The 26,749-nt window shown below is 40.5% G+C and carries 28 protein-coding genes; 10 read left to right on the top strand and 18 right to left on the bottom strand.

The genetic code is table 11. The annotated features are described in order from the left end of the window. Nucleotides 1–98: 98 nt before the first annotated feature. From hypA to V7K98_RS22095, 5 genes are all read left to right on the top strand, one after another. Nucleotides 99–440, top strand: coding sequence for a hydrogenase maturation nickel metallochaperone HypA (gene hypA / locus V7K98_RS22115; protein ID WP_335025707.1), 342 nt, complete (start codon nt 99–101; stop codon nt 438–440). Beyond that, nucleotides 431–1,246 carry a hydrogenase nickel incorporation protein HypB gene (gene hypB, locus V7K98_RS22110; RefSeq protein ID WP_335025705.1) on the top strand — a complete coding sequence of 272 codons (816 nt, stop codon included), beginning with the start codon at nt 431–433 and terminating at the stop codon, nt 1,244–1,246. Before hypA ends, hypB begins: the two co-directional genes overlap by 10 nt. A gap of 371 nt (nt 1,247–1,617) precedes the next feature. Then, nucleotides 1,618–3,186, top strand: coding sequence for an alpha-amylase family glycosyl hydrolase (locus V7K98_RS22105; protein ID WP_335025703.1), 1,569 nt, complete (start codon nt 1,618–1,620; stop codon nt 3,184–3,186). A 387-nt stretch (nt 3,187–3,573) separates the two neighbouring features. After that, nucleotides 3,574–3,840 (top strand): prevent-host-death family protein, encoded by a 267-nt coding sequence (locus V7K98_RS22100; RefSeq protein ID WP_335025701.1) that lies wholly within the window; start codon nt 3,574–3,576, stop codon nt 3,838–3,840. Beyond that, nucleotides 3,837–4,154: a type II toxin-antitoxin system RelE/ParE family toxin gene (locus tag V7K98_RS22095; RefSeq protein WP_335025699.1), complete on the top strand. Its 318-nt coding sequence runs from the start codon at nt 3,837–3,839 to the stop codon at nt 4,152–4,154. Before V7K98_RS22100 ends, V7K98_RS22095 begins: the two co-directional genes overlap by 4 nt. A 359-nt stretch (nt 4,155–4,513) precedes the next feature. Here the strand turns inward: V7K98_RS22095 and V7K98_RS22090 are convergent, their stop codons facing one another. From V7K98_RS22090 to V7K98_RS22065, 6 genes are all read right to left on the bottom strand, one after another. After that, nucleotides 4,514–4,888: a hypothetical protein gene (locus tag V7K98_RS22090; RefSeq protein ID WP_335025697.1), complete on the bottom strand. Its 375-nt coding sequence runs from the start codon at nt 4,886–4,888 to the stop codon at nt 4,514–4,516. Then, nucleotides 4,878–5,885, bottom strand: a complete 1,008-nt coding sequence (locus V7K98_RS22085) for an LLM class flavin-dependent oxidoreductase (protein WP_335025694.1) — start codon at nt 5,883–5,885, stop codon at nt 4,878–4,880. Before V7K98_RS22085 ends, V7K98_RS22090 begins: the two co-directional genes overlap by 11 nt. A 125-nt stretch (nt 5,886–6,010) precedes the next feature. Continuing rightward, nucleotides 6,011–6,346 carry a hypothetical protein gene (locus tag V7K98_RS22080; protein WP_335026063.1) on the bottom strand — a complete coding sequence of 112 codons (336 nt, stop codon included), beginning with the start codon at nt 6,344–6,346 and terminating at the stop codon, nt 6,011–6,013. Nucleotides 6,347–6,664: 318 nt separating this feature from the next. Continuing rightward, nucleotides 6,665–6,976 (bottom strand): hypothetical protein, encoded by a 312-nt coding sequence (locus V7K98_RS22075; RefSeq protein ID WP_335025692.1) that lies wholly within the window; start codon nt 6,974–6,976, stop codon nt 6,665–6,667. A gap of 2 nt (nt 6,977–6,978) precedes the next feature. Next, on the bottom strand, nt 6,979–7,260 hold the full coding sequence (locus V7K98_RS22070; protein ID WP_335025690.1) for a hypothetical protein: 282 nt from the start codon (nt 7,258–7,260) through the stop codon (nt 6,979–6,981). A gap of 39 nt (nt 7,261–7,299) precedes the next feature. Continuing rightward, the gene (locus V7K98_RS22065) at nt 7,300–7,722 is read right to left on the bottom strand and encodes a hypothetical protein (RefSeq protein ID WP_335025688.1); all 423 of its coding nucleotides are present in this window, start codon (nt 7,720–7,722) and stop codon (nt 7,300–7,302) included. Nucleotides 7,723–8,845: 1,123 nt separating this feature from the next. On the opposite strand from V7K98_RS22065, the gene cysK reads away from it, so the two are divergent. The 3 genes from cysK (at nt 8,846) to V7K98_RS22050 (ending at nt 12,759) form a co-directional block, all read left to right on the top strand. After that, nucleotides 8,846–9,805 (top strand): cysteine synthase A, encoded by a 960-nt coding sequence (gene cysK, locus V7K98_RS22060; protein WP_335025686.1) that lies wholly within the window; start codon nt 8,846–8,848, stop codon nt 9,803–9,805. 614 nt (nt 9,806–10,419) lie between these two features. Next, nucleotides 10,420–11,643 carry a vanadium-dependent haloperoxidase gene (locus V7K98_RS22055; RefSeq protein WP_335025684.1) on the top strand — a complete coding sequence of 408 codons (1,224 nt, stop codon included), beginning with the start codon at nt 10,420–10,422 and terminating at the stop codon, nt 11,641–11,643. A 222-nt stretch (nt 11,644–11,865) separates the two neighbouring features. Further along, nucleotides 11,866–12,759: a hypothetical protein gene (locus V7K98_RS22050; RefSeq protein ID WP_335025682.1), complete on the top strand. Its 894-nt coding sequence runs from the start codon at nt 11,866–11,868 to the stop codon at nt 12,757–12,759. Between the two features lie 67 nt (nt 12,760–12,826). Here the strand turns inward: V7K98_RS22050 and V7K98_RS22045 are convergent, their stop codons facing one another. The 9 genes from V7K98_RS22045 to fdxB all read right to left on the bottom strand — a co-directional run bounded on the left by V7K98_RS22045 (nt 12,827) and on the right by fdxB (nt 19,261). Next, on the bottom strand, nt 12,827–13,297 hold the full coding sequence (locus V7K98_RS22045; RefSeq protein ID WP_335025680.1) for an ArsC/Spx/MgsR family protein: 471 nt from the start codon (nt 13,295–13,297) through the stop codon (nt 12,827–12,829). 56 nt (nt 13,298–13,353) lie between these two features. Further along, the gene (locus tag V7K98_RS22040; protein WP_335025678.1) at nt 13,354–13,965 is read right to left on the bottom strand and encodes a cupin; all 612 of its coding nucleotides are present in this window, start codon (nt 13,963–13,965) and stop codon (nt 13,354–13,356) included. Between the two features lie 144 nt (nt 13,966–14,109). Further along, nucleotides 14,110–14,292, bottom strand: a complete 183-nt coding sequence (locus tag V7K98_RS22035) for a histidine kinase (protein ID WP_335025676.1) — start codon at nt 14,290–14,292, stop codon at nt 14,110–14,112. Then, a complete protein-coding gene (locus V7K98_RS22030; RefSeq protein WP_335025674.1) occupies nt 14,282–14,767 on the bottom strand; it encodes a hypothetical protein in 486 nt (161 codons plus the stop codon). Before V7K98_RS22030 ends, V7K98_RS22035 begins: the two co-directional genes overlap by 11 nt. Nucleotides 14,768–14,878: 111 nt before the next feature. Beyond that, the gene (locus V7K98_RS22025; RefSeq protein WP_335025672.1) at nt 14,879–15,478 is read right to left on the bottom strand and encodes a cytochrome c oxidase subunit 3; all 600 of its coding nucleotides are present in this window, start codon (nt 15,476–15,478) and stop codon (nt 14,879–14,881) included. 134 nt (nt 15,479–15,612) lie between these two features. Further along, nucleotides 15,613–17,289, bottom strand: coding sequence for a cytochrome c oxidase subunit I (gene ctaD, locus V7K98_RS22020; protein WP_335025670.1), 1,677 nt, complete (start codon nt 17,287–17,289; stop codon nt 15,613–15,615). 126 nt (nt 17,290–17,415) lie between these two features. Continuing rightward, nucleotides 17,416–18,405 (bottom strand): cytochrome c oxidase subunit II, encoded by a 990-nt coding sequence (locus V7K98_RS22015; RefSeq protein WP_335025668.1) that lies wholly within the window; start codon nt 18,403–18,405, stop codon nt 17,416–17,418. 5 nt (nt 18,406–18,410) lie between these two features. Next, on the bottom strand, nt 18,411–18,578 hold the full coding sequence (locus tag V7K98_RS22010) for an alpha/beta hydrolase (protein ID WP_335025666.1): 168 nt from the start codon (nt 18,576–18,578) through the stop codon (nt 18,411–18,413). Between the two features lie 389 nt (nt 18,579–18,967). After that, the gene (gene fdxB, locus V7K98_RS22005) at nt 18,968–19,261 is read right to left on the bottom strand and encodes a ferredoxin III, nif-specific (RefSeq protein ID WP_335025664.1); all 294 of its coding nucleotides are present in this window, start codon (nt 19,259–19,261) and stop codon (nt 18,968–18,970) included. Nucleotides 19,262–20,427: 1,166 nt separating this feature from the next. Here fdxB and V7K98_RS22000 point away from each other — a divergent pair. Beyond that, nucleotides 20,428–22,023: a helix-turn-helix domain-containing protein gene (locus tag V7K98_RS22000; protein WP_335025662.1), complete on the top strand. Its 1,596-nt coding sequence runs from the start codon at nt 20,428–20,430 to the stop codon at nt 22,021–22,023. A gap of 425 nt (nt 22,024–22,448) precedes the next feature. Here the strand turns inward: V7K98_RS22000 and V7K98_RS21995 are convergent, their stop codons facing one another. After that, nucleotides 22,449–23,117 carry a cadmium resistance transporter gene (locus V7K98_RS21995; RefSeq protein ID WP_335025660.1) on the bottom strand — a complete coding sequence of 223 codons (669 nt, stop codon included), beginning with the start codon at nt 23,115–23,117 and terminating at the stop codon, nt 22,449–22,451. Between the two features lie 61 nt (nt 23,118–23,178). After that, nucleotides 23,179–23,337 (bottom strand): hypothetical protein, encoded by a 159-nt coding sequence (locus V7K98_RS21990; RefSeq protein ID WP_335025658.1) that lies wholly within the window; start codon nt 23,335–23,337, stop codon nt 23,179–23,181. Between the two features lie 179 nt (nt 23,338–23,516). Here V7K98_RS21990 and V7K98_RS21985 point away from each other — a divergent pair, with 179 nt between their 5' ends. Then, entirely contained in the window at nt 23,517–24,758 is a 1,242-nt protein-coding gene (locus tag V7K98_RS21985) for an aliphatic sulfonate ABC transporter substrate-binding protein (RefSeq protein WP_335025656.1), read from the top strand. 58 nt (nt 24,759–24,816) lie between these two features. Here the strand turns inward: V7K98_RS21985 and V7K98_RS21980 are convergent, their stop codons facing one another. After that, nucleotides 24,817–25,794, bottom strand: a complete 978-nt coding sequence (locus V7K98_RS21980) for a sucrase ferredoxin (RefSeq protein WP_335025653.1) — start codon at nt 25,792–25,794, stop codon at nt 24,817–24,819. Nucleotides 25,795–26,749: the final 955 nt, after the last annotated feature.

Genomic DNA, 26,749 nt, shown 5'->3' with positions numbered 1-26,749 from the left:
TTAATTTGCACAATTAGGGCGGGCAAGATGCCCACCCCACAAGAGATTTATTTTTTTAAGGATGCAAATTAAAAGATTTTTAGCTTAGTTTTATTTGTATGCACGAACTTGGAATTACTCAAAATATTGTCGCAATTGTAATTGAACACGCCAAAGATGCAAAAGTGCAGCGAGTTTTATTAGAAATTGGCAAACTTTCAGCCATTATGCCCGATGCTATCCGATTTTGTTTTGATATTTGCACTCAAGATACAGTTTTAGAAGGGGCGATATTAGAAATTTTAGAAATTCCTGGATTAGGGCGATGTCGCCAATGCGGTGCAGAAATTTATTTAGATAAACTATTTGGTATTTGTAGCTGTGGTAGCGTGCAATTAGATTTGATTACTGGTGAAGAACTGAAAATTAAAGAAATAGAAATAGAGGAATTATGTGTGTAACCTGCGGTTGTTCTGATGATGGTGAAGCCAAAATTACTAATCTAGAAATAGATGAAGCGGAACATCATCATACTCACACTTTACCAGATGGAACTATCATCACTCATTCCCACAGTCATGATACTCATAGAGAAGCACCTCAAATTCATTCCAAAATACACAACACGACGATATCTTTAGAACAGGATATCTTAGCAAAAAATAACTTACTAGCTGCCCAAAATCGGGGATGGTTTAAAGGTAGAAATATTCTCGCTTTAAATTTAATGAGTTCTCCCGGTTCAGGGAAAACAACTCTGTTGACGCGAACCATCAATGATTTAAAGCATCAATTATCTATTAGTGTCATTGAAGGCGACCAAGAAACTGCTAATGATGCCAAAAAAATTAAAGAAACTGGTTCTAAAGTCATCCAAATCAACACTGGAACAGGCTGTCATTTAGACGCATCAATGATAGACAGGGGTTTACAACAACTCAATCCGCCTCTCAACTCAGTTGTGATGATTGAAAATGTGGGAAATTTGGTTTGTCCAGCCTTATTTGACTTGGGAGAAAATGCAAAAGTCGTGATTCTCTCTGTTACAGAAGGAGAAGATAAGCCGATAAAATACCCGCATATATTCCGTGCTAGTGATGTAATGATTCTCACGAAAATTGATTTGCTTCCTTATGTAGATTTTGATGTTCAAAAGTGCATAAATTATGCTATTGAAGTAAATCCCCAAATTAAGATTTTTGAGGTTTCTGCAACTAGTGGTGCTGGATTAGAGAATTGGTACACGTGGCTAAGGAATAAGAATTAAATAACATATCATTTATGTCGCTGGCTTACCTCACCCTCAATCCCTCTCCTAATAAAGGAGGGGGAAGCTAGAGACAGGATGAAGTTTTGCATTTTATTTAATATCGTTGTAACAAAAACTCCGCGTCACTCTGCGCTTCCCTTTGCGTTTAATGCCGCTTGTTGGTCAATTCCGACGCTCGCAGACTTCGCTATCATTGCCCAGAATTCATCCCACGCTCCCCTGAGTACAGGCTGAGACGTGGGGCTTCTTCTGCTTTAAACTAAAAACCTATCATCACAAAATCCCTCTGCGGGTTAATGAAAATTATCAGTATTTTTTCTAGCATAGAAAATGCATACTGCCATTTTCCTCTCAGTGCGTAAATCCTCATGGCTAAAGTTGAAGAATTGACACCCCAGCAACTCTCCGAAACAGACCTGAAACCACGAGGGAGAGTTTATCCGAGTCCTATCAGTTGGCGCGACCAGTTTTTGTACCAATTGATATTAGATAGATTCAGTGATGATAATGAAAATCAAAGGGAGCTTTTTGACCACACTAACCCGGCAAAATTCCAGGTTACAGATAAAGCCGACTGGATGGCAGCAGGGACAACGTTTGTAGGTGGTACTCTGAAAGGAATTAAGAGTAAATTAGACTACTTGCAGCGATTGGGAATAACAACGCTGTGGATTAATCCACCTTGGCGACAACATTCTGAATTAGAAGCTTACCATAGCGATCGCACTCAAGAATTTTTAGATGTTGACCCCCACTTTGGCACTCGTCAAGATTTAAGAGATTTAATTGATGCTGCCCACGATCGCAGGATGTATGTAATCCTAGATGTAATATACGACCAGAATTCTGATAACTGGTTCAACAGAAACGATGTAATTGCAGCCTTAGCCAGAGTTTACCAATATTGGATTGCTCTTTCTGACTGCGATGGCTTGCGAATAGATAGCCTCAAACACGTTTCTCCAGAAGATTCCCGCAAATTCTGCACAGCTATCCGTGAATATGCCGAATCTATCGGTAAAGACAACTTTTTACTGACTGGAGAAATAACCTCTGGTAGTATGGCTGGTGCTTACATAGACATTATTGCTCGTAACCTTAGTGCTGTATTAGACAACGTACAAACCCCGAATGAATTGGCTGCATTCGCAAAAGGGTTAGTACATCCCAAGCAGTTTTTCGATTTGTATAGCGAAAACCATCTCGCTGGAGAATACCGCCAAATTGGGACATATCATGTCTCCATCTTGGATAACGATAATAATAAGCAAAGATTTGCCGCATACAGTAATGTGCCTCATCTTTATGAGCAAGTTGCTCATGCTGTTGGCGTACAATTAACTATGCCAGGAATCCCTGCTATTTATTATGGGACAGAACAGGCTTTTGATGGGAATGAAGGTTATCACGATTACAGCATAGAAGGTGGAAGGTTTGCCGAAGATAGATATACCAAAGAAGCTATGTTTGGCGGTGCTTTTGGCGCATTTCAAACAGCCGACTGTCATTTCTTCGATATCGACCATCCTACCTATTTGCGGATAGCTGCGATCGCGCGAATTCGCAACAGTCACGATAAAATTGGCAAAGCATTGCGCTGTGGACATCACTACCTGCGCGAAACATCCTTTTATAACTACCCCTTCTCGATTCCTGGACAAGGTGAATTAGTTGCTTGGTCACAAGTACTATTTGACACAGAAGTGTTAATGGTATTGAATACCAACGGCTTAGAAAATCGCGGTGCAGAAGTGACAGTAGATACTTACATGCATCCTCAAGACTCGGAAATGACTTTTTTATACAAAAGTGATTGGAGAGATGCCGATTTACGCGATTCACGGCAGAATCAAACTGTAACTGTGCAACATCATAACGACCGTCGTGCAACTGTGCGAATTGATTTGCCTCCTTCAGGAATGGCAATTTTGGCGTAGCTATATCTAATATGATGTCTGCTTTAGTACCCATAACTTCAACCTTGCAAAAGTGTAGATTTTGCAAGGTTGAAGGTGGGGTGCTTTTCGATACTACTCAGTTAGAGTACTTACGCACTGTACAAAGGACTCATGCTGTGAATTAACGTAAATACGTCGTTTCAGGTTTTTCTTAATCATTTATTGATGGCAGATAGACCCGCGTGGTAGGGACAATTCATGAATTGCCCCTAGTATGGATCTAGTTTTTGCAATCATCTATACTTGGTCTTTCCTGTCAATGCGTAAGTTCTAAGTTAAGAAGATTAGACGATGTGAGAATAGCGGTGTCTGCTCTGGGGGTAACTATCGCTATACTGGAAACATAAATCTTATCTATTAGCTGTAATGACGATCAAAGAATTGCTATTACAAGAAATTGACAACATTCCAAACGAACTGCTAGAGGATTTACTTGGCTTTTTGAAATCACTCAAAACAGCCCCAAAACAGCCACTAGCCACATACAGAGAACTTTTGGAACGTATTGATTACTTAGAAACAATAGTAGGTATTCGTCAAGGACTAGATGAGTTTGAACAGGGTGAAGGAATTCCTGCGGAGCAAGCATTGATAACCCTACAACACAAACTTGGCATTCCCCCTCGCCCATGAGTTACCAGGTTGTTCTTCTTCCTACTGCCTTTCAAGAAATCGAAACATCCTATCGTTGGATTTGCGACAATCTGAGTGCTGAAGTAGCCAACAACTGGTATTACCAACTTCAAGACGCTATCGCTTCGCTTCAAAAATTTCCTCATCGCTGTAGCATAGCACCAGAAGCACCAGTGATTGGTCGCAAAATTCGGCAACTTTGGGTTGGAAAACGAATAAAATATCGAGTTTTGTTTGTCGTTGAAGAAGATGTTGTAGCAATTCTTCATGTTCGCCACAGTCGTCAATCTTATCTAGGTGAAGAGTCTGAGTGATTTTTGTAAGCGTTAAAGTAATTTAACGGTAATCTTCTAACCTACTTCTGAATGACACCAAAATCCTCTCTAATTCATTCTGACTCTGTGTTGCGCCAGGTGCTACAACGGGGAGAACCCCCGCAACGCACTGGCTTCTCTGCGTTTCTGTGGTTCGTTTATTTGGATAATTTATTTCTTGGAAATCCCTAAATTATCTATAGGTTGCCAGTGCATACACTTTGAGTTATCTAAGATAACAAGAAAACACAGACAATATTGTAACTCTGATAAAATTGCAACACCCTGCACTTTAGAAGTACAGGGTGTAATAAGGATGAGTAAGCTATATTTTGTGTGATTCCCAGTTTCTATTTACCTCAAAGCCAATCTCGATAAGCAGATATTTCATTTACGCTGATTTCAAACGGCATCCCTTTCCCAAATGGCGGATAAACGCGAATTTTGCCATTGCTAGCAAACCGCTCTAACCTATTACCCAATTGGGCAATATTGCTGACTATATGCCAGTAAGATACTAAGTCAGGGCAATCAATAATTAATGTTAGGATGCTAGCATTTGTTGTGAGATACCACTGACAATTAGACAACAAAACTCGCGTAATGCGATCGCAAGCTAGAAAAAAGCATCTGCCAGTAGACTGTTCTAGCTCCATTTGCAGCATTCCATCCTGTTTAGTTACCTCAGTTGGAGGTAAATCATCGGGAGGAAGCAAGTAAAGTTTAGAAGACATAATTTCGCACCTCTTGGTTGTAGCGCGTCAAACTCTCCAGGTTTTTTTGCAAATCCGCAGACGAGGGTTTGAGGGCTAGGGTAGCTAAATTTAATTCGTCTTGAAATTTCTTGATTTTGTCTCGACAAGTCTCCACATCACCGATAATTGAGTTTTCAATCAAATAATCTTCGTCGAAACAAATGTTGGTGCGATCGAATGGTTTTTGGTTAGGATTCGCACTATTCTGCAATACTTGAGCCGTATTAGCCTTCATTTTCTGACTAAATTGGCGGATGAAAGGCAATGCCTCACTCACTGCTTCATCAAATGTTTTGCCAACATAAAAAAAGCGTGCCAGCACGAAGTTTTCTGCACCACTAGAATTTAAGGCTCGATATTTAGCAACAGTATCCTTCAATCTGTGTAGGGAGAATGGCGGCCCACCCATCAAGCTGAAGGAGTGTTTAGCGGCAATTTCGATACCGTCATCGCCGCCAGTGGCAACATACACCGGTATTTGACTCTGCAATGGTTTCGGGTAAATTGTCAGGCGATCGCACTGATAATACTTGCCATTAAATGATACATCAGTTTCATATAACAGCTTTTGAATTAGTGCGATCGCCTCAAGCATCTTAGGACGGGCTTCACTGGGGAGTGTCGCAAAATGCTTATTTTGTTGAGGAAAGGGGCCGCCTTTAGCAACTCCAAATAATAATCGTCCATTGCACAAGTTATCCAGAGTGGCGATATCTTCCGCCACCCGAATCGGGTTATGGAATGGCAGTAACACCGCCGCAGTGCCCAATTGGATAGTTGAAGTCAATCCCGCCAAGTGTGCCATTAACAGCAACATAGACGGGCTGAGATTGGATTCACTAAAATGATGTTCACTCACCCAGGCTGACTCAAAACCTAAACTTTCCGCCTGTTTTACCAGCGCGACTTGCTCAAACATGGCACGACGAGCATCTTGGTGATAATTATCGTAATTGCAGAAAATTCCAGTTTTCATTACTTGCGTTGATACTTTGTGCTGGCTATTCTAGTGGTCGATAGGTTCGTAGTAAGCACTTTAGTGCTTAAATATTTGAAGACTTTAGTCCTCAACTTTCCCCTCTCAAATAATGCGATAAATGACTAGTTTGCAACCCACTGCAACTCTAACCATAGGCGTGGATTATTGTGTTTGACCGTTGACATCGGATCGCGCAATAATCGCTTGGCATTAATGCAGACTACCTGCACTAGACCCATGTTGCCTGCTACTTCTCTGAGAATTTCTTTGTGGGCTTGCACATAGGAAATCATTTCGGCAGAGCAATAAATTCCTATATACTGCAAGCGTCTAGCAGGTCGTCCCCAAAAACAGGTGATGACTTTCACATGACACCCATCTAATAATTCCCCAACTTTTGGATAGTAGTGGTTGAGGACTCTTGTGAATTCTTTGGCTAAGATATCTTCAGCAATCATTGGAACTGATATTTCTGTAGCGTCTATCACGCTATTTAATATAACATAATTTTATCAATTAAAGATGACAAAAATACCTTACAATGGTTAAATAAAATATTAAATATTACAGAAAAAAGAGGTGTACCTTATTTGGTATCACCTCCGATTTGCGTAAAGCATTTTTATATTGAATCAAATATCAAAGTATTGGTTTTAATACCCATTGCAAAGGTGACATATTCCCAAATACTCTGATATCAAAAATCATGAATTCAAATAAAATGTATTTAATCAGCACATTTCAATGTTGAATTCTAAATATTGAATTTTTAATTATTATCGCGCATTGCGTTCACAAACTAATACCTCTGCTATGATATCGGGTACATTTCCAAAATCTGTAAATCCTTCAGAACCACGAATTGGCGATATAAATGTATAGTTTGGATCGCACGCTCCAGTGTCATATACTTGAATAAACCATCTATCGGGAAATCCTTCTACACCTAATTCCACAGTGTACCAACTCTCGCCAATCAGACGAGAGTTAAAGATTGTGAACCACTCCCGATTCTCTTCTGAAATATTCCAATCTACCATGAGTAGCTCTAAAGCTATTTGTCCCGCATCCGTTGAAGTCAAAAGCATTTTTACTCCTTATTTGCGACTTCAGGATTTGCAACTTCAGTATTGGGAACTTCCGGGTATAAACCTAATTCTTTAGCTAGCTCACGCGCTACAAAAAATAAAAATTTTGCACCATCTTGATTGCCTTCATGGGCAAACATAGTCGCTACTTGTAACATTGTTTCTACGAAACCAGAATCAATCAATTCTGGCTTAGATTCCAAAATTTCTGGTTCTTGACCATTAGGGCATTTGAGTAATTCATCAATCAGGTTGAAATACAATTGCTGGCGTTGTTCTGACATGGTATTTTTGTTGATTGTAGTGAGTAAATTGTGAATTGATTACTGTTCGATACTTTGATGCCACAGTCTCTCTAACATTTCAACTTGTTCTTTTAAAACAGCCGCACGATGCACAAGATATCTGTCATAAAAGAGAATTCCTAACCCAACGCAAATAGGGGTTAACAAGAAGAACCATTGCAAGATAGCGGCAAATTTATATTGTTCAGCAACAGTCAGCATTTGATGAATCACATTACGGTCAGAGGATTGGATGCTAGTCTGAGGGGAATGTGTAACCTCTGTCTGGGGAGCCAAGTTAGGAGCATCTTTAGTAGTCTTGTTAACTTCGTAGGCTAAGTTCTGGGATTTTACTAAATCTAGATGTCGCTCCCAAACTATGCCAAATACTACTAGCTCTGGAGAAAGCACTGCTAAAGTAACTACGAAAACTGTAAGAACATTTAAAAGTTTTGCTTTCATCTTGGCTCTCCCTTGCTAGGTAGTATGCACCCAGTAAGAAAATATCTTTTGCTGTCTATATCAAACAGTTTTGATATTAAAATATGTGTAAACGGTAATTTTCACAATAGTTTAGTTGTCAGTTCTTTTTGTAATTACCACTGACTACTGACCACTGAAAATTTACCAACCTTTTCGCAAAACGTAGGATTATTCAATCAGAAAGAACGCACTTAGATTCTGGAATCTAGTTTCATCTTGCTCTCAAAAGGGAGATTAAGAAGTCCCCCCTAGTTCACTCAGCTTTCGCTCAGGAATGTTGGGGGGTAGAGGGGAATCTCTGCGTAAATCCTATACGATTTATATCAGCCGCCTTCCACAAAACAGTTTACCCCAGCCCTGTTAAGATTATTAAATTCATTAGAATAGTACTCAACGTCTGTAATCATTGCCTGATAAGTCTTATAAAAATTTATTGGGGTATGGGTGCTAGTGTTTTTGAGAGGGGGTTCTAGTGTTTTTGATGTGGGGTTCTGGTGTTTTTGTACTCAACCTAAAAGCAATGTAGGCAATGCTTTAGAACGGTTTTTGATGTAAGTTTTAGTAGATAAAATCTGCACTCAAAAGAAAATATTAATGTCTTTTGATAAAGATAAACTAATAAATTAAGAAAATCAATTAAATATTTTGAAAGTAAGTCCTATTTCCATAACAAACAGAAGATTATGATAAAAATTATTCATATATACAGAATTATAGAAATTTATCTTAGCCTAATGAATAAGAATTAAATAACATACAGTTTATGTCCGGGCCTTACCTCACCCTCAATCCCTCTCCTTATAAAGGAGAGGGAAGCTAGAGACAACATGAAGTTTTACATTTTATTTAATCCACGTTCCTAAGAGACAATAGTCAGCAATTCCAAATGGTAAAATACAAAGATGGCAAGCTAGACATCTTCTAAAGTGAGAATCAATGAGAGCATCTGATAAAAGTTCTTCCTAAACTTTCATATTTTGTGGTTTAGTTAAAATAGATAGTATATGCACTCATTGTCACTAAACTGCAAATTAAATACACAAAAGCTTATTGTTATAAGTAAATACTCTTTACTAAGATTTAGGATTTTAGGAGTTAAATAATGCGGATTGCTCAAGATATCACAGAACTAATCGGACGAACTCCTTTAGTTCAACTAAACAAGATTCCTCAAGCTGAGGGAGTAGTAGCAAGGATAGTTGTCAAATTAGAAGGGATGAACCCAGCAGCTTCGGTGAAAGACCGCATTGGGTTGAGTATGGTACTTTCAGCAGAAGCGGCTGGCTCAATTTCCCCTGGAAAAACTATTTTAGTTGAGCCAACCTCCGGTAATACAGGAATTGCTCTAGCGATGGTAGCAGCAGCGCGTGGCTACCGTTTGATTTTGACCATGCCTGAGACGATGAGTCAAGAAAGACGGGCTATGCTGAGAGCTTATGGTGCAGCTTTGGAGTTGACACCAGGCGCGGAAGGAATGCGGGGAGCGATTCGCAAAGCTGAAGAGATTGTGGCTAATACTCCCAATGCTTTTATGCTGCAACAGTTCCGCAACCCTGCTAATCCTAAAGTTCACAAGGAAACCACCGCCGAAGAAATTTGGACGGATACAGACGGAGAAGTGGATATCGTCATTGCTGGGGTAGGGACTGGTGGGACGATTACTGGGATTGCAGAGGTACTTAAACAGCGTAAGAAGACTTTTAAAGCGATCGCAGTTGAACCCAGTAACAGCCCTGTTCTCTCCGGTGGTGAAGCCGGGCCACATAAGATTCAAGGCATTGGCGCAGGCTTTATCCCCGACGTTCTGCGTCTAGAATTAGTTGATGAAGTAATTAGAGTCAGCGATGAACAAGCGATCGCTTATGGGCGACGTTTGGCAAAAGAAGAAGGCTTATTATCTGGGATATCCTCTGGTGCAGCTTTGTGTGCTGCAATCCAAGTAGGTAAACGTCCAGAAAATGCCGGACGTTTAATTGTGATGATTCAGCCTTCCTTTGGCGAACGTTATCTCAGCACACCCATGTTTCAGGATTTGTCTTTAGAAACTTCTGGCGTGCGTTAAGCAGAGCGATAAAAGTTAGGAGCCAAAAGTCACGAGTCTTCTGGTTTCTAAACAGTATTTATATATACTTTCTACTATTTAACTCTGTAGTTCAGTTAGCCGTACACCTTAACGCTGTTTTTGTGCGATCGCTAGTTTAACCCCAGGATTATCACACAAAAATTATATCTTTCTCTATCTTAAGATAGATTTTCAAAAGGACTGGAAACAAATATGCTGTTACAAACAACATTTTATGTTCCTGATAGATCATTTATAAAGTAAGTTTTAAAAGCCTAACTGACATATATTGTCGGTTATGTTCAGGTTAGCCTATCCAGCAAAGTTAAATAGATATTATATCTTACCTTGTGATAATCGGGGTTAGTTTCTTGTGGAAACTTATCTACTGCACTGGCTCTCTAACCTACACAGCCTTAATCCCTACTTTACAAATAATTTTTGATAACGGCGATTATTTAGATTATCGAAACAGAATTCAGGAGTCAGTCGTCAGAATTGAGAATTAATTCTGACCGCATCTCACGGAAATGTCTCCAGTTCCCCTTCTGAATTCTTCTTCAATCTCCAGTCTTTTGTCCGACACCTTTGGTATTTACTACCCACTGGCAATAATGAAAAATTTGTTTTTTATTAAGAGCATATCTGCTGCATCTGTGCTTTTTTTGGCGGCCATCCCAGCTTATGCTCAGGTTCCCAATCAGCCTGATAGTGTACGCTTTAACCCTAAAGATACTTTTACGAATCCGCAGTTTCCAACAATCTTAGACGATTCGCAGATTGTTACTCCTACTGCTCCCAACTGGGTGATTCCCCAGAATCCGGTGAGAAAATTTGACCAGTTCATCCTTCCCCCACCGCCCTCTAATACATCTGCCCAAACCGCAGATGAACTAAGGGAATTGAACCAATTGGCAGCTACTCGTAACAATCCCGATGTGATCAACACTATCACTCGTTGGAACTTTGACCCACCTGCTTCAAATTACAACTACTATTTTGACCATTTAGTTCAACGTTATAAATACAGTCCACCCTTGGCAGCGCGTTGTAGCGCCATGCTGAACGAAGGTATCTATGCTGGCCTTCTATCTGCGTGGTACAACAAATTTATGTACCTGCGTCCCCGCCCCGATCAAGTGACTGGTTATGCTTTTCGAGCTGATAATCCCAAGCTACCTACACCTTACCACCCGTCTTATCCCTCTGGTCACTCCACCTCGGCTGGTGTATTTATGGCTGTAGGCCCCGCATGTTTTCCTGAAGAACCAGTGGAGAACTTTGTTGCTTTGGGTAGAGAATCTTCCCTTGCTCGCAGACAAGGAGGTGTACATTACTACTCTGACTCAGTAGCTGGTGAAGCCTTGGGGTATACCATTGGTAGTGCAGTAGTGAGAGGTTATAGAGACGATGCTTCCCCACTTGGTGGCAATACTGCTGCTTCTGTGTATAGTCGTCCACCGTCGTTTAATTCTTTTGGTACGCCGACTACTACCCTCGCCCAGAAGAAAGCCACCATTACTGTAGGGCCACAACTGAGTTCAGACCCAAGTAATCCTGGTAAGCTGAGGATCATCTTGGTGCCCATAAGGCCGAACGGTCAGTTTACAACTGCTCCTGTCGTGAAAAATCCACCCGATCCACTGATCAATATCCCAGCAGCTAGTACAACAATACTTGGCCCCGTTACACCAACAACTGTCAATCCTAATCCAACAGACAGGAACGCTCCAGCTACTTTCTCTGATCCAAAACCAGCTCCAGGTACAGGTAATGTAAATAACTCTGCCCCAATCGCTCCGTTAAATCAGGTAGATTCTGCTCCCTCAAGCAAATAAACCTTCCAAAGCATTGGTTTAGAAGTTCTACAAAATCAGCTGTTGTGTATATAACTTAGATGCACAACAGCTTAAGGTTGCTTGATTTATTTATTTGGATTTGATTTATTTGGGGTGATTGGACTTTGAGTCAGCGCCCTTTATTAATTACCAATATAGCGGTGTTTATCCCGATAAACTACAGCTTTATCAATGTCTATCTGTGGTTAATTAATTACTATCATGCAATTACAAGAGATCATCCCAGTAAAACTGTGCCTTCATTGGTGCATTGTGGCCTTCAGTCTCACAACTACCGGCACACACCTAATGGCTCAAACTGCCATCCCCAGACAGAATCAAGTTCACACTGAGTCCCAAGGCGATCGCAAACCGTCCTTTTTGCCGAAAATCCTTAGTGATATTAAAATTGAGCGTCAACCGCTTAAATCTAGTCTGTTATACGAAGGTATGACTAAAGCTGAAGTGGAAAAGGTGATGGGAAAACCAACTGATATCAAGGTGTTTTCCAATTCAGATATGCAACTTGAAATTCTGAATTATCGCCAAGAGCCAGTTATCACTAAAATCTCAATGATTGATGGTTATCTGTCGGGGATTGCTTGCGAAGTCAAAACCATAACTAGTAATAATATTCCTCCTTTTGCTCAGGGCGTTAAAATTGGGATGAGCCGTCAAGAGGTGCTGAAATTAATGGGGGAGCCTTTCTCTCAGCAACGCAATGATATTTCTAATTACAAACTTGAGCGACTCGCATATATAAAAGATGGGCAGCTACCAGTAAATATAATTCTCACAGATGGTCGAGTGGAAGGTATGAATGTAGGATTGGAAACTCCAGACAAAATTCTGCAAGTTATCTTACCAGCAGAACCAGTAATGCCAAAAAGTGGGACTGCTTACCAACGTATCCGAATTGGGATGAACCCACAGCAGGCGATATCGCTCTATGGTCAGCCTACTTTTGTACAACCTTCAGTGTTTAAGCAGCAAAAGGTTGTAGACTTTGTGTACGCTACGCTTAATACAGATGCTTCCACTAGATTTACATTTATCAACAACGTGCTGACACGTTTCTCTTTTGTTCCTCAAGCAAATTTATATCATTCTAAGTAGTTATGCGGAACCTTTGTAGAGAGACGTAGCACTGCTACGTCTCTCTACATTCTTTTTCACCAGATGTCTAATGCTTACAGCCACCTTCCTTATGGTGTTGATGGCTATGATCTTTACCGTGGGAACAGCCTTGCAAATTCTCCTTCATGAGATTGTCGCTGATTCCTTGCAAGGATTCATCTACAGCTTGTAAGCCAATCCAAGCATCAATCTTTTGGACATCAAATCCTACTTCGCGGCGATCGCCTACTTCTAATAAAGGACGGCGAATTAACAGTGGTTCTTTCAACATTAACGCCAAGGCGGTTTGTTCATCCACCTTTTCGGGAACCACCTCACCAGATTTTACCTTGGGGGCGGAAAGATTAAACCATTCGGTTACGGGGCGATCGCCAAAAAATGAACGCAACCGTTCAACTGTCCAAGGTTCTGTGAGCATATTTTGTGGTATCACCTCATGACCGGCAACTGTTAGCAAAACTTTTTGCTTAACACCACCTTTACAGCCTGGTTTGCTATAGAAAATTACTCTTGCCATTCCATTATCTCCTAATTACTCTTTAGCGCTAAAGCGCCAACTACGAACTGATGAAATTAAAAATTCCTCGCTTTATGGCTAACTGAGTCAAACTCAAATCTCTCATTTGGATCAGTTTCGCCATAAATATTAAAAGTCACAGTTGGTTCATCACCCACTGCCTCTACACTGTGAATTGCATCGGGAGTAAAGCTAATAATGTCTCCTGGGAAGAGAGTTATCTCTCCCGTTGCTTCGATTTTGTCCTGAAATTCTGGGCTATTGGTGCGTCGCCAAAAAGTATTTTTTTCCTGGCCTTTTAGCACCGCCACGATTCCCCATGTCCCATGATTATGAATGTTTGAACGGGTTCCTGGTGCAAATGTTACTGTTTGCACAGTCAACGGAAAACCCAATTCATCATATAGGAGTAAAACAGAGCTTCCCGTTTTGGGTGAAGCTTCTAAATGTTGACTTTGCACCCAGTAGGAATTTACCATCAAGCGCCTTACAAGCATCCGAATTTCTGGCAGACAATTGATTTCATTGTCACTGCCATTGAGAACGTCTTCCACCTCAGTTAAAAACCGATAAAGGCGGTAATTTTCTCTCAATAAATCCCAGGCTCTTACAGATTTACAGGCTTGATGTTGACCGTCCCCTGTTAGCAGCCAATCCCTACCTTTCATAGCTTTTAAATTGATAGCGGAGAAGATTTGATCACAATGATCGGTGACACATTAGGAATGTTACCTACAGGAAGTTTAGTAGGTATGGTAATTACAGGAAAGATAGAGTTACTATCAGTCGCTGATCCTAATAGAGAATATGATTTAGTAGATAACCAATTGTTCATGATTTTTCACACAAAAGGGCATTGGGAATTGGGCATTGAGAATTGGGCATTGGGAATTGGGCATTGGGAATTGGGCATTGAGAATTGGGCATTGAGAATTGGGCATTGAGAATTGGGCATTGTCTCCCTCATCTCCCTCATCTCCCTCATTAATCATCATCTTCTGGTGGACGTGTCAAAATATCCAGCAGAATCCCAGAACCAAAATCATTCTTTTCATCTATCTGTTTGACTCTGGTGCTGATTTCTTTGGCTTGCTCAATTTCTCCTAACTTTGCTAGTACTAATCCAGAAGCAGCATAAGCATTTAAGTACAATCGAATTTGTGGGTCTTCTTTGCGATTGACTAATATCGGCTGAAGTTGCTCCCAGTCATCAGGGAATTTTTCTAGTTCTTTAATTTTAACTAATAATTTGATTGTTGTTTGTAATGCAAGAGAATAATTGTTTTTATAATAGAAAAATCTATATGCTGCTACCAAGACATCTGTATTATCACTAGTCTGGTCTAAAGCTTGTTGAATATATTTTTCTGATTCTGATGTATTTTCCCAGTTTTGTGCAGCTAAAATTAATAGGTTTTTGATATCATCTGGAACCTGGAACCATGAGAATTTATTTGTATTAGCTTTCATACTTAAGGGGGGATGAGGGGGATGAGGGCGATTAGGGCGATTAGGGGGATGAGGGAGACAATAAGAATAACTTAATTCCCAATGCCCAATGCCCAATCCCCTATGCCCAATTTAAAACAAAGTAAGAACGTACACCAAAGTGAATAAAACAATCCAAATAATGTCTACGAAGTGCCAGTAAATCTCTGTCATTTCGATGAAAGTATGATTGCTTGCAGAATATTCACCGGGGAGACGCGATCGCCACAATGCACGTAATATCAATAACAGTCCTATAAAAACGTGCAAACCGTGGAACCCTGTCATGATATAAAAGCAGTTGGCGAAGACGTTGGTAGTCAAACCATACCCTAAAGTTGAGTACTCATAAACTTGACCACCTAAGAAAATTGCACCCATGATTGCAGTAATGGCATACCACAGTTGCATTCCCTTGACGTTATTCTTTTTAATCGCCGTATCACCAAAGTGAATGACGAAACTACTAGACACCAAAATAATGGTGTTAATCGTCGGTACAAGTAGTTCTACTTCACTCCCTTCTGGAGGCCAAACGGGTGTAATACTTCTAAAAAACAAGTAAGTGGCAAAAAATCCCCCAAACATTAGGGATTCAGAGGCGAGAAACGTCAACAATCCCCAAACTCTTAAATCTGGATGTTCTTCGTGTCCTGCACTGTGGTCTTCGTTCGTGGTTGTAGCTATAGTCATATTGTTTACCCTCAAAGATGAAGCGTCGGGCAATTTAATTCTTCACAGTTCTGATTCTCTTGTGGGATGGGTGTCTCACCCGTCCTAATATCTGGGGCGGGCAAGATGCCCACCCCACAAGAGTGATTTCTTAACTAAGCACTAGCTTCCGACGTTGCTGATGGCTGTACTTCTGTACTATGACCATGACCGTAGTCATAAGGGCCATGAGTCACAACCGGCAACACTTCCCAGTTTTCAATTGCAGGTGGTGAGCTAGTTGTCCATTCTAAAGTCAAAGCTTGCCAAGGATTATCACCAGCCAAAGGCCCTTTCGACCAACTGTAGATCATGTTGATGGCGAAAGGAATTACCGATATCCCCAAAACAATTGAACCGAAGGTACAAATTTGATTGAGGTCGATAAATTGGGGGTCATACATTGCCACTCGTCGGGGCATTCCTTTTAAACCCAATTCGTGCATGGGTAAAAAGGTGAGATTTGTGCCGATGAAGGTAAGGGCGAAATGAATCCGTCCCCAGGTTTCATTCAACATTCTTCCGGTCATTTTGGGGAACCAGTGATAAATGCCGGCGTAAATGCCAAAAACGGAACCGCCAAACAGAACGTAATGAAAATGTCCGACAACATAATATGTGTCATGGACGTGAACATCAAAGGGGGCTGTTCCCATCGTCACACCACTTAAGCCACCCATGACAAACATGGATAACAAACCAATGGCGAAAAGCATCGCACCTGTGAAGCGAATTTTACCACCCCAAAGGGTAGCAACCCAGGCAAAAATCTTCACGCCAGTGGGAACTGCAACTATGAGGGTGGAGATGGTGAAGAACATCCGCATCCAACCGGGTGTACCACTGGTGAACATATGGTGTACCCAAACGAACAAACCCACAACGCAGATTGCTACACTCGAATAAGCGATCGCTTTATAACCAAAGATTGGCTTGCGGGCATGAACTGGAATTACCTCCGACATGATGCCGAAGATGGGCAGAATCATTAAATATACTGCCGGATGCGAATAAAACCAGAATAAGTGTTGATAAATTACAACGTTACCGCCCGCATCTGGTTTAAAGAAGGATGTACCAAAGTTGAGGTCAAATAACAGCAGAACTAAACCGGCTGCTAATACTGGTGTGGAAAGCAACGCTAGAATGGAGGTTGCCAAAATTGCCCAGCAGAATAGGGGTACTTGATCCCATTTCATGCTAGGAACCTTCATCATCAAAATGGTGATTACGAAGTTCAGCGAACCCAAAATCGAGGAAGTTCCTACCAAAACGATCGCAAGTATCCACATAGTTTGAGCGATTGGCGCTGTCACCAAACTCAAGGGTGGGTAAGCTGTCCAACCAGATTGCGAACCGCCAAAAATGAAACTACCTAATATGAGTAATCCGGCTGGTGGGTTTAACCAAAAGGCGATCGCGTTCAGCTTCGGGAAAGCCATATCCCTAGCACCAACCATCAACGGCACCAAGTAGTTACCAAATCCCCCAATAGCGCTAGGCACAATCCACAGGAAGATCATAATCGTCCCGTGATTGGTCATGAAAGCGTTATACAGATTAGGGTCGAGTACGTCTGATTCTGGTGTTGCTAATTCCACCCGCAGCGCGATCGCCATCAGTCCGCCGATGAGATAGAAAACAAACGCCGTCACCAGGTATTGAATACCAATAACCTTGTGGTCAACATTAAATGTAAAATAATCTTGCCATTTCCACGCCTTCGGATGCAAAGTGTGGCCAGCCACCATTTCCGGTTTCTTTCCTTCTGGTGGAAATTCTACCTGCGTCATATTTTTGTCCTTTGTCGTTTGTCATTTGTCATTTGCCTTTTATCGTTTGTCCTTTATCATTTGTCCGTTGTCATTTGTCAGTTACCAATAACTAATGACCAATGACTAATGACCAATGACTAATGACTAATGACCAATAACTACTGACTCTAGAGTTGCTGCACTAATTCCCATATCATGGGTGTGGGGCGCGAGAAACTCTGATGTTGATAAGTCGGCGGGATTAACTGCAACAACTTGATTGAGGTTTTGCTGTTGAGCAATCTGGTTTTCTGTGCGCCAGCTATTATATTCTTCTAGTGTGTGGACAATTACCTCTGTCCGCATTGAACCATGATAACCACCGCACAATTCAGCACAAACTACGGGATATGTACCTGGTTTGGTGGCAACAAATCGTAGTTCGGTAGGGATACCGGGAAGTGCATCTTGCTTCAAGCGGAAGTTTGGAACCCAAAAGGAATGAATTACATCTTGTGCTGAAAGGTTGAGTTGGACATCAGCACCGACGGGTATGTGCAATTCCCCAGAGGTAATGCCACTATCAGGGTAGTTGAATATCCAGGCGTATTGTATGCCTTTGACATCAACAACTAAATCGGCTGGTTTCCCTAGAGTTTGAGGAGACGCGCCAATACCAATTGTTGGGGCGATTGTTGGGGTAACTGTTGCTTCAGAAGTATCGCTGAGTGTAGCTGCAATTGCACTCCCCGGCATACTAGCAACATGAGTCGCTGAATGAGGATGACCCGCAGGTTCAAAACCGCCCATCTGGTTAAAAACATCTACACTGTAGATGCCCAAACAGAGGACAATCACCGTTGGAATTGCCGTCCAGAAGATTTCTAAGGGGACGTTACCTTCCACTCGCACGCCATCGGTATCATCACCCTTGCGGCGACGAAACTGAATCAAAAAAAGTACAATAGTTCCTTCTACCACCAAGAAGAGTGCGATCGCAATGGTAAACATGACGTTGAAAAAACCGTCTACCAAAGGCGCTTGTAGTGAAGCCTGCACCGGCATGAGAGTGTGGTTTTGACCGATCCAAATACTGATTGCTGTAACTACTACCCCAGCAACCAGAGTCCATAGTGAAACAGGAATTTGTTGCATACATGCTACCTGCTTTGTAAACCGTCTTTAAAGGTACTGGTAATTGGTAATTGGTAATTGGTAATTGGTAATTGGTAATTGGTAATTGGTAATTGGGCATTGTTATTTATTCCCCATTCCCCATTCCCCATTCCCCATTCCCTATTCCCCATTCCCCATTCCCCATTCCCCATTCCCCATTACCATTTTCTTTTCACTTATTAAATTTCTAACGTGCAGCCATAAAAAAAGGGGGAAACTTCCAGATTCTTTCCATATCTTTCCCCCCAAAAAATATAAATTATATTTCAACTCATACCACAAAGTTAGCCCCCTGCTTTCATAAAAGCTAGTTGTTCTAAGGGGGCACTGTTGACCTAATATTGATTAGGCTATATTAGCAGCAAGTTTAAATTTGTTAATAGCTAACTTTTTGCGACTTACGGATTTGTTCACTGTGAACCTTTTGTCGGTTACAGTAAATATTTAATATTCCCCTCAAGTTACCTTGCCTAGCGCATTTACGCTGATTACAAACAGTGCCTCCTTGAATGAACAACAATTTTGACTAACTCCAAAAACCTTAATTGTTTAATTCAACATGGGTGTAGCATTTTTTGGGACAAATCCGTGAACATGCTTCACAACCAATACAGTTTTCTGGAGAAGTAACTGCCATTACTTTGCGTTCAATTTCTTCATCGTCTTCATCTTCTACAAATTCGCCTTCTTCGTTGAGCGCCTTCAAACCTAGCACATTGTATCCGCAGACTTTAACGCATCTGCCACAGCCGATACATTTATCCTTGTCAATTTCTTGAGCGAACTTTGGTGTCCAAGCTTTACCGCCAAATGTCAAACCTGTTAGTTGCGCCATGAATAAGTCCTCGGCAATTTTGCCTATCAATCTGTTTGTGCATTAATCATCATATTATCCTAATCTTTTATTATTTTGTATTCAAAACTCACTTTTGCTTCATAAAAAATCGATAACTTTGAACACAATGAAAAATCATTTTTTAAATTAAAAGTAAATGCAAATCATTGCCAATAATAATTATTAATGCTTCAAATTTCCTCGTTATTACGATCCGTATAAGAACGCATTTATTGAGTCTCCAATTTAATCTCTGACTGGATACAGCAGCCGCTAAGGGACTTCCAACAAATAAATTACCCAATCTTGTGGGGTGGGCAACATGAGCGCCTTTGTATGTGGGCGGGCAAGATGCCAGCCCCACAAGAAGTACTTGAGTATTTTTTATTTAGAAGTCCCTAATCAGCTATTCTCATGCAAATCATAGAAAGGAGAGATGCATAAATTACAGGTTTTAAACCTACCCTCATTGATAAAGCCTCATGTAAACGCAAGTATGATGATAGTATTTTTCAAATACTTTTAGCTTTAGACAAATAAATCTAGATAAACAGTATAGATATATACAAAAATAAATGTTCATTAATTACATTTTGATATATGCAATATGTATGTTGCGAAGCAACAATTTACAATTTGATTTGATTCAACTATTTATATAAATGATGACAAAATAAATACTGTTTTTCCATTTAAATAAATATAATGAATTTATGAAGGAAACATAATTGATTTATAAAGTAACTGTGATTTTTATGGCAGAATCCGATCGTACCTTAAATATTAAAATTATTAATAAATCAGATGAAACCCAATCGTATCAGGCTTAAATATGTTCTCAAAATACTTTATGGTTAAAGGTCAAATATTCATTCAATACGTAATTAAATGAATATTAAGATATCTTTCTAAGCTCGGTACGAACAAATTAATCATTTTTTTCATGAAATGTATAGTTAATAAATAAGTTTTGTCCGGCTCGGTTTAAAAGCCTTAAATAGCTTCCGATTGGATGCAAAGTCAAAATATGGATGTGGAGAGTGAATGGGTGAGAAAAGATTATTCTCGCCAGAAAGATGATGTGGTAGCGAGTCATGAATAGACAGGACTCATCCAGGGGAGAACTGAGACAGACATCTCAACGATTAGAGTGGGAAAAGAGCCTTATGCCTTATACAATTCCTAACAACAGTTGCGTTGGATGTGACAACTGCCGCCCCCAATGTCCTACGGGTGCAATCAGAATAGAGGACAATGAATATTGGATTGATCCTGGTCTTTGTAATAATTGTGAGGGCTATTATTCTAAACCACAATGTGTAATAGCTTGTCCAACTAAGTCTCCCATTCTTTGGCAGGCGAAAAAGGGGAGATGCAAGGTTGAACCGAGAGATGCTAGCAGCTTAGACTTGTTTTCTAACGGCAAGAATAATCCATTTGCTTCTGCGATCGCAATTTGGGAAGCTTGTAATGTACTAGCACAACGCACATCACTACATTGGGAAACCGACGAAGAAGGCTACATCAGTTACAGCAGACAAGTTAATCAAGGTAAGGGTGCGATCGCATTTCACATCCAAGATCCATTAAAAGTTAACGACAAAGCCACAGATATAGCAGCAATTGAGGGGCTTGACATCAGAGCCGCCTGCATACATCTAATTTTTGCAGCTTACGCCACAGCTTTAGAGCAACCTTGGGAACAAGAATTTGCGATCGATGAGCGCCAAATCGAGAAATATCTAGGGATGGAGAAACGCAAAGACTTAAGCAAAGCTGCCAAGCTAGCTTTAATGAAAAATCTTGTTCAGCAAGCTTGCTCCCTAATTATCTCCATTGACTGGCCGCAACAAGGTCGAATTAACGGATTCTCTATTACAAACAGCCGCCTATGGCACTTAGTAGATATTCAGCATCACTTTCAAGAAGACAATCTTGGATGCAAATATCTGATTGGGCTAACTTTTAAAATCAGAGCAGGTGCATGGGCGCAATATTTCTTAAATAAACAAGCGTGTAAAGAGCGAACCGCATTCTATCAATACGGTAGTCTCCCCAAAACGCTACTCACCACAGTTATGAGCATTTGGCAGCAACATGAAGGCGCAGTTCGGTTAATGCTGTGGTTGCTGTTTAAAACCAAAATGGGCAAGGAACAACGCATCACTATTCCTACCTTGCTGCGGATTGCTTACGGCGAAGAAAAAGTCGCCCTTGCATCGAGACAACGAGAAGAACGCAAACGTTTGCTGCGAACCTTTGAAAGCGATTTAGAAATTCTCAATCACTATGGAATGAAGCCACTTTTCGATCCAATTACATACCCACCAGAAATTCAACCATTGTGGGCGAAATTAGTTGATCTTCCCGAAGATCCAGATGAAGCATTAGAATTTTGGACAAACGACGGTGGTGCTGAAACTCGCCTCACAGACACAGGCCCCCGTGGTAAGTGGAATTTGTTAATGAATGCGCGGATTTTAGCTTTTGAACTCCCACCAGAATGGGAACAGCAAATTTCAGAATCAGAAAAAAAGCAACGGCGAACTGCTAAAGCCAAAAGAAAACCCAAAGCTACAAACGATTTACTGGGCGAACAGATTTTGCAGGCGCGAAAAAATTTGAATCTTTCCCAAAGAGAACTGGCAAAGCTCACAGGTAAAAGTCAAAGCTGGATTCGAGATATTGAAAATGGTCGTTTAAAAGCCAAATTAGAAGACCAAGTTTTGTTAAGGAAAGTCTTAAATATGGCTTCATCTTGATTTTGGATCTAGAATTTTGCTTCTAAGCTGAAAATACTTTAATTTGCATCCTCAAAAAAATAAATCTCTTGTGGGGTGGGCATCTTGCCCGCCCTAGCTGTGCAAATTAAATGCACGACAGCTTAATACCGTTTCTTTGTGAAGCTGCGCCAAATTTCCTTTGCTTTTTTTTTCTTCCTCTCTTTCTTTGTGTCCTTTGCGTTCTTTGCGGTTCGTTCCTCATATAGTTTGGCGCACCTTCATGCAGAACTAGTATAGGGACTTCCAACAAATAAATTACTCAATCTTGTGGGGTGGGCAACATGAGCGCTCATATACAAAGGCGGGCAAGATGCCCACCCCACAAGAAGTACTTGAGTATTTTTTAATTTGGAAGTCCCATAAGTGAGGAGTTAGAAATTATTTCTCCCCAGTCTCCTTTACCGTCAACTCTTCGGTAAAAAAAGACGATAGGATTCACTATCCATCAAAATTCTATAGCCTAGCCACATTAGTACAAAGGGAAATATCTTACTAGCATAGCGGCTGAGGACTAAAGCAATACCAGGTAGGCGAGTCAGGTTATAGGACATCAATAGCCAGCAGAAAACAATGACATAGCAAACTGGTATTATTACGGACAGATTTTGAATTGAGCTAGTGGCAAATAGGGGAATATAGATCCCCAAATTGTTACCACCATTGGCAAGCGTGACGGCAGAGACACGATAGGTTTGTGGATCGCGGATTACATCCCAGAGCGATCGCTTTCTGGAATCAAATCCTCGATATTTAGAGTTTATTTTCTGATTGGCTGACTTATCTTCATTTGAGTCATCCTTATTAAGGTTGCGTAAATTGTTCAAACCAATTAGTATCGGCAGAACCCCTAGTAGACCAATCCAAGTTGACGGAATTACTAGACCCAATAAGAAACCAAGCAAACTTACTATCACTAATGCTGTGAACCCTAGAAGCTCACCAACTACAACGTGCTGAGGCCGAAAAGTCCGATTAACTGAGCTAAAAAAAGCAGTCAGATAAATATTGTCGTCAAAGGTTGTTGCTACAGCAGCAGCTAGCCCGATCTTAATTGTTGCAATTAACCAATCCATCACCATCACTCGCTCAACACCTGTTTGATGACCGAAATTACCAATCGCTGAACCTGAGCAATCAGCCCCGCAATATCGAGAAATAGGGTTTGTTTGTCTTAGATTTCCATAAGTGACACTCCACCGGAGGCGATCGCCAACAGAGGTAATTAATCTTGGATGTTGGTTCCACTGCCATCATCCAAAAACCTAAGTTATTTACCAATTTCTCTAACTTCAAAAAAAATGGGGTAAGCCTCAGTAATAATATATAAACGGCCCAAAAAAGTATAACACTATAGCTGCATTCTCGTATGTAATGCTCCATTCATTCCCAGCATCAATTACTAGAGGGGTTTCAGCCCAAATCCTTCACAATCAGCCGCCTAACCAAATAGATATTTCAGCCAAGGACTCATAATGATTAGCCGTTTCATTAACCTTTTACCTAGAGGCACAGGTCAAAACATCTTACAGTCGCTCAAAGCAGCCATTCGGAGATCGGCTGCCTACAGGTTTGCAGTCTTATTTTGCATCGGTTTTGCTGCGAGTTTGGTCTTGATGGCTTTTGACGGTCTTGCTGTTGCTGCTGAATCTGCCAATACACCCAAAGATTCGACAACTCGGTTACTAGAAACCGTAGGGCTATTTGTGGGGGGCATAATTTTTTGTATAGTTTTGGATCGCTGGTTTTCTAGCCGTTCTGCTCGATCTAGCAACACGCCCTTAGCTGAACAAGCGCGGCGGCTCAAGCAACTCAAAATAGGGTATCCAGAGGGGATGACAAATCTGGAAGTTCTTCGGACTCAAGGCTTGCTCGAAACGCGTTTGCAACCTTATGGGCTGAGTGTCACCTGGACAAGCTTTTTATCAGCCTCTTCTTTGATAGAAGCACTCAGTAATGGGACAATTGACTTCTGCGGCGGTGGCGGTACGGCAAGCATCTTCTCACAAGCAGCAGATCATATATTTGTGCGGGTAGCAAAAGAAAAATATACTGCTCCCAAAGGTCAAGCGATTTTGGTACCGGAAGATTCGCCGATTCAGACACTACCAGACTTGAAGGGTAAAAAGATAGCTTTTGACAAAGGTTCAAGCGCCCATTACGTACTTGTGCGATCGCTGGCGAAAGTAGGTCTAGATTTTAATGACATTGAGCCAGTTTATCTCACACAGCCGGAGGCGCTACCCCTATTCCGTCGTGGTGAAGTCGATGCTTGGGTGATTTGGGTTCCCTACACGGCAACTCAGACCCGAAGCGCTTACCCAGGGCGATCGATTGCCGATCTGGAGAGCATATTTGGTGACAAAGCTTCTATAGAAGTTCCGACTTATTACTACGCGATTCCAGAGATAGTACGCGACTATCCCGACCTGCTCAAGGTGATTTTAGAAGAGGTAAATGAAGCTGGAGCTTGGGCTAAGAGGCAGGAATTGGAAGCGGTTCAACGAATGGCACAAAATCATGAAATCGATCCATCCATTCTAGAAACTTTACAGCAACGTAGTGCCGAACGTGCCATCATTCCTATTGACGATCAATCACTCACTGCTCTACAGCATCAGGCAAATGTATTTAGGGATCTAAATCTAATTCCTGAGCGAGTGAATGTGCAAGATGGAACCTATAGCTTGCAGACTAAGCAAAACTGGACTTATTAATTCTACGAGAGCCTTATTACGCAAATTACGAATTTAGGTAGATGCATACCCCAGTCTTTTATACGCTATAACTTATCACCTTATTAGAGGTAAGCCAAAGACTATCTACAGCATATTTAGTAACTACCAACTCTTTTGTTGCATTACATGAACTCTTGAGTTGTTGAGTCCTTGTTTCATCTTTCACAAGTTTAGCCTGGTAAGTGTAGAGAGAACCAGAAGGTTGTTCAAAACTTAGTTCAGCTAGGATAGTATTGTTGTCTAAACTTTGCTCTAAAATTTTACCTGCAACTTTGTAGTTAAACCAATCCCATCCGTTACAAAAGATTAGCTCTCTTTCCAAAATCTGAAGTGCAGCAGGTAGAATTCCCCAGCCTCTATAGACTTTTTGTAAAGCTTGAATATCACCAGTCCGAGTCAAAATCGATCTGAATGAATCTTGATCTAGACGACCATAGTATCTTCCTTCTGGCAAATCGATGATTGTTGGTGCAAACCGATGTCCCCCAAAGTGCGATGATTTCCAAATTCGCACATTATCTAAGCACAAATCAGCATTACTAGCGGTAACATGGAAATAAAAAGGAGCGCCATATCTAGCACAGCACTTATCATGGCTACCGTGAGTACAAATTAAAATATCTCTAGTTGTACTAGTTTCTATCTCAGAATTAGAGTTGATACCCCATAACCATTTTTGGACAACTGCTGCTACTTGCTCAATATTTTCTAGCTTAAACTCTTGTTTATAGTATCCATTACTTAATCCCTCTTGTTTTTGATAAATCAACAGCGTAGTGTGATTTACTTTGTGTGAGATATCATTAGCAATTAAAAGAAATCTAATCGGTAGTTTCGCACGCTTTACTTCATCCACCAAAATCCTCAAATTCTGAGGAACCCATTTAGAATTAAATGCTTCTGATGTCCACGGTAAAGGACACTCAACTAAAATATAAGTTTGATAATTGGTGGCGCTACCAATAACATCTTCTCCTACTTGCTGTGACTCATCAGAACAAAAAAAAGTATTCATCTCGCTGTACTCATTAGCGTATTTTATGGACAAAAGGTATTAGAAAATACAATTGTGTTCTTAGCTACAATATCCTTGGCTAAAGGAGATAGAAAGGAACAATATTCATTTCCCTATTAAAACTAGGTAGCCACTTTATAACATCATTATTGATCGAGGTCTTTCCGGTTAATAAATTCTCCACAATAAAGATAAATAGTGTCAAGATAGATTTTTCCGTATGAGCGGCGTTAATTTTGTATCTAGTTTTATTGTTATTTGGTATTTTATAAATTTTCACTTGCTGAAACTCGACTTTTATGAGCTTGCTTTCTTTCGCAAAATCAAATAAATGAAACCTTGTACATACATACAAAGCCACTTGGAGAGTTACTAAGGATTAACTTCCTGATAATATCAATGTAGCTGATACTACAATCAGAAATATTGTTCGCAGTAAGATATTTGTTTAAAGTTTTGCTGAAGTTATTTATATAGCTAGTTACAAATCCTGTTTTTACATCTAAAAATATAATTTTTTGTTTTTCTTGTGAAGAATATATTCCTAAAGAACGATGTGAAATCAGCCAATATGAGTTACAAAATCTTTCTCCACTATCTACTTTCAATATAATATCCATCGATTTATACATATTGCGAATAATTCTCAATTATAATCGAAAAATAAAAACAACAAAATTAGGGGTAAATACTTTAATACCTCGTAGTTAATACATGATACGTTAATGTTGAAAGCTAGTGACTAATTATCAACAGCATCACTGGTATCAACATTAACAAACTTGTTATTTACTCTTTTACCTAATCTAACTTTCTGAAGCTTATGTCAGGGTTTGATGATGGGTATCTGCCTTGACTGTAACTGAACTCAAAAATAAATGCAAGTATTTGAGAATCTTTATAATTTTTTATCTCTATCAGGTTGCTTAAATCAAGCTAAATAGTCATTCTATAG

Origin of the sequence: Nostoc sp., from assembly GCF_036917435.1 — a bacterium.
In the GTDB taxonomy this organism is placed as follows: Bacteria; Cyanobacteriota; Cyanobacteriia; order Cyanobacteriales; family Nostocaceae; genus Nostoc.
This window is presented reverse-complemented; position numbering and strand designations above follow the sequence as displayed.

Coding starts and splice junctions, on each gene's coding strand:
- V7K98_RS22070 (WP_335025690.1), bottom strand. CDS start 7,260: ATGTCAGAACAACGCCAGCAATTGTATTTCAACCTGATTGATGAATTA.
- ctaD (WP_335025670.1), bottom strand. CDS start 17,289: ATGACGCAGGTAGAATTTCCACCAGAAGGAAAGAAACCGGAAATGGTG.
- V7K98_RS21995 (WP_335025660.1), bottom strand. CDS start 23,117: ATGGATTGGTTAATTGCAACAATTAAGATCGGGCTAGCTGCTGCTGTA.
- hypB (WP_335025705.1), top strand. CDS start 431: ATGTGTGTAACCTGCGGTTGTTCTGATGATGGTGAAGCCAAAATTACT.
- V7K98_RS21980 (WP_335025653.1), bottom strand. CDS start 25,794: ATGAATACTTTTTTTTGTTCTGATGAGTCACAGCAAGTAGGAGAAGAT.
- cysK (WP_335025686.1), top strand. CDS start 8,846: ATGCGGATTGCTCAAGATATCACAGAACTAATCGGACGAACTCCTTTA.
- V7K98_RS21985 (WP_335025656.1), top strand. CDS start 23,517: ATGATTAGCCGTTTCATTAACCTTTTACCTAGAGGCACAGGTCAAAAC.
- V7K98_RS22035 (WP_335025676.1), bottom strand. CDS start 14,292: ATGATGATTAATGAGGGAGATGAGGGAGATGAGGGAGACAATGCCCAA.
- fdxB (WP_335025664.1), bottom strand. CDS start 19,261: ATGGCGCAACTAACAGGTTTGACATTTGGCGGTAAAGCTTGGACACCA.
- V7K98_RS22105 (WP_335025703.1), top strand. CDS start 1,618: ATGGCTAAAGTTGAAGAATTGACACCCCAGCAACTCTCCGAAACAGAC.
- V7K98_RS22040 (WP_335025678.1), bottom strand. CDS start 13,965: ATGAAAGGTAGGGATTGGCTGCTAACAGGGGACGGTCAACATCAAGCC.
- V7K98_RS22100 (WP_335025701.1), top strand. CDS start 3,574: ATGACGATCAAAGAATTGCTATTACAAGAAATTGACAACATTCCAAAC.
- V7K98_RS22010 (WP_335025666.1), bottom strand. CDS start 18,578: ATGGGGAATGGGGAATGGGGAATGGGGAATAGGGAATGGGGAATGGGG.
- hypA (WP_335025707.1), top strand. CDS start 99: ATGCACGAACTTGGAATTACTCAAAATATTGTCGCAATTGTAATTGAA.
- V7K98_RS22095 (WP_335025699.1), top strand. CDS start 3,837: ATGAGTTACCAGGTTGTTCTTCTTCCTACTGCCTTTCAAGAAATCGAA.
- V7K98_RS22065 (WP_335025688.1), bottom strand. CDS start 7,722: ATGAAAGCAAAACTTTTAAATGTTCTTACAGTTTTCGTAGTTACTTTA.
- V7K98_RS22090 (WP_335025697.1), bottom strand. CDS start 4,888: ATGTCTTCTAAACTTTACTTGCTTCCTCCCGATGATTTACCTCCAACT.
- V7K98_RS22015 (WP_335025668.1), bottom strand. CDS start 18,405: ATGCAACAAATTCCTGTTTCACTATGGACTCTGGTTGCTGGGGTAGTA.
- V7K98_RS22050 (WP_335025682.1), top strand. CDS start 11,866: ATGCAATTACAAGAGATCATCCCAGTAAAACTGTGCCTTCATTGGTGC.
- V7K98_RS22045 (WP_335025680.1), bottom strand. CDS start 13,297: ATGGCAAGAGTAATTTTCTATAGCAAACCAGGCTGTAAAGGTGGTGTT.
- V7K98_RS22000 (WP_335025662.1), top strand. CDS start 20,428: ATGCCTTATACAATTCCTAACAACAGTTGCGTTGGATGTGACAACTGC.
- V7K98_RS22080 (WP_335026063.1), bottom strand. CDS start 6,346: ATGATTGCTGAAGATATCTTAGCCAAAGAATTCACAAGAGTCCTCAAC.
- V7K98_RS22025 (WP_335025672.1), bottom strand. CDS start 15,478: ATGACTATAGCTACAACCACGAACGAAGACCACAGTGCAGGACACGAA.
- V7K98_RS22055 (WP_335025684.1), top strand. CDS start 10,420: ATGAAAAATTTGTTTTTTATTAAGAGCATATCTGCTGCATCTGTGCTT.
- V7K98_RS22030 (WP_335025674.1), bottom strand. CDS start 14,767: ATGAAAGCTAATACAAATAAATTCTCATGGTTCCAGGTTCCAGATGAT.
- V7K98_RS22085 (WP_335025694.1), bottom strand. CDS start 5,885: ATGAAAACTGGAATTTTCTGCAATTACGATAATTATCACCAAGATGCT.
- V7K98_RS22075 (WP_335025692.1), bottom strand. CDS start 6,976: ATGCTTTTGACTTCAACGGATGCGGGACAAATAGCTTTAGAGCTACTC.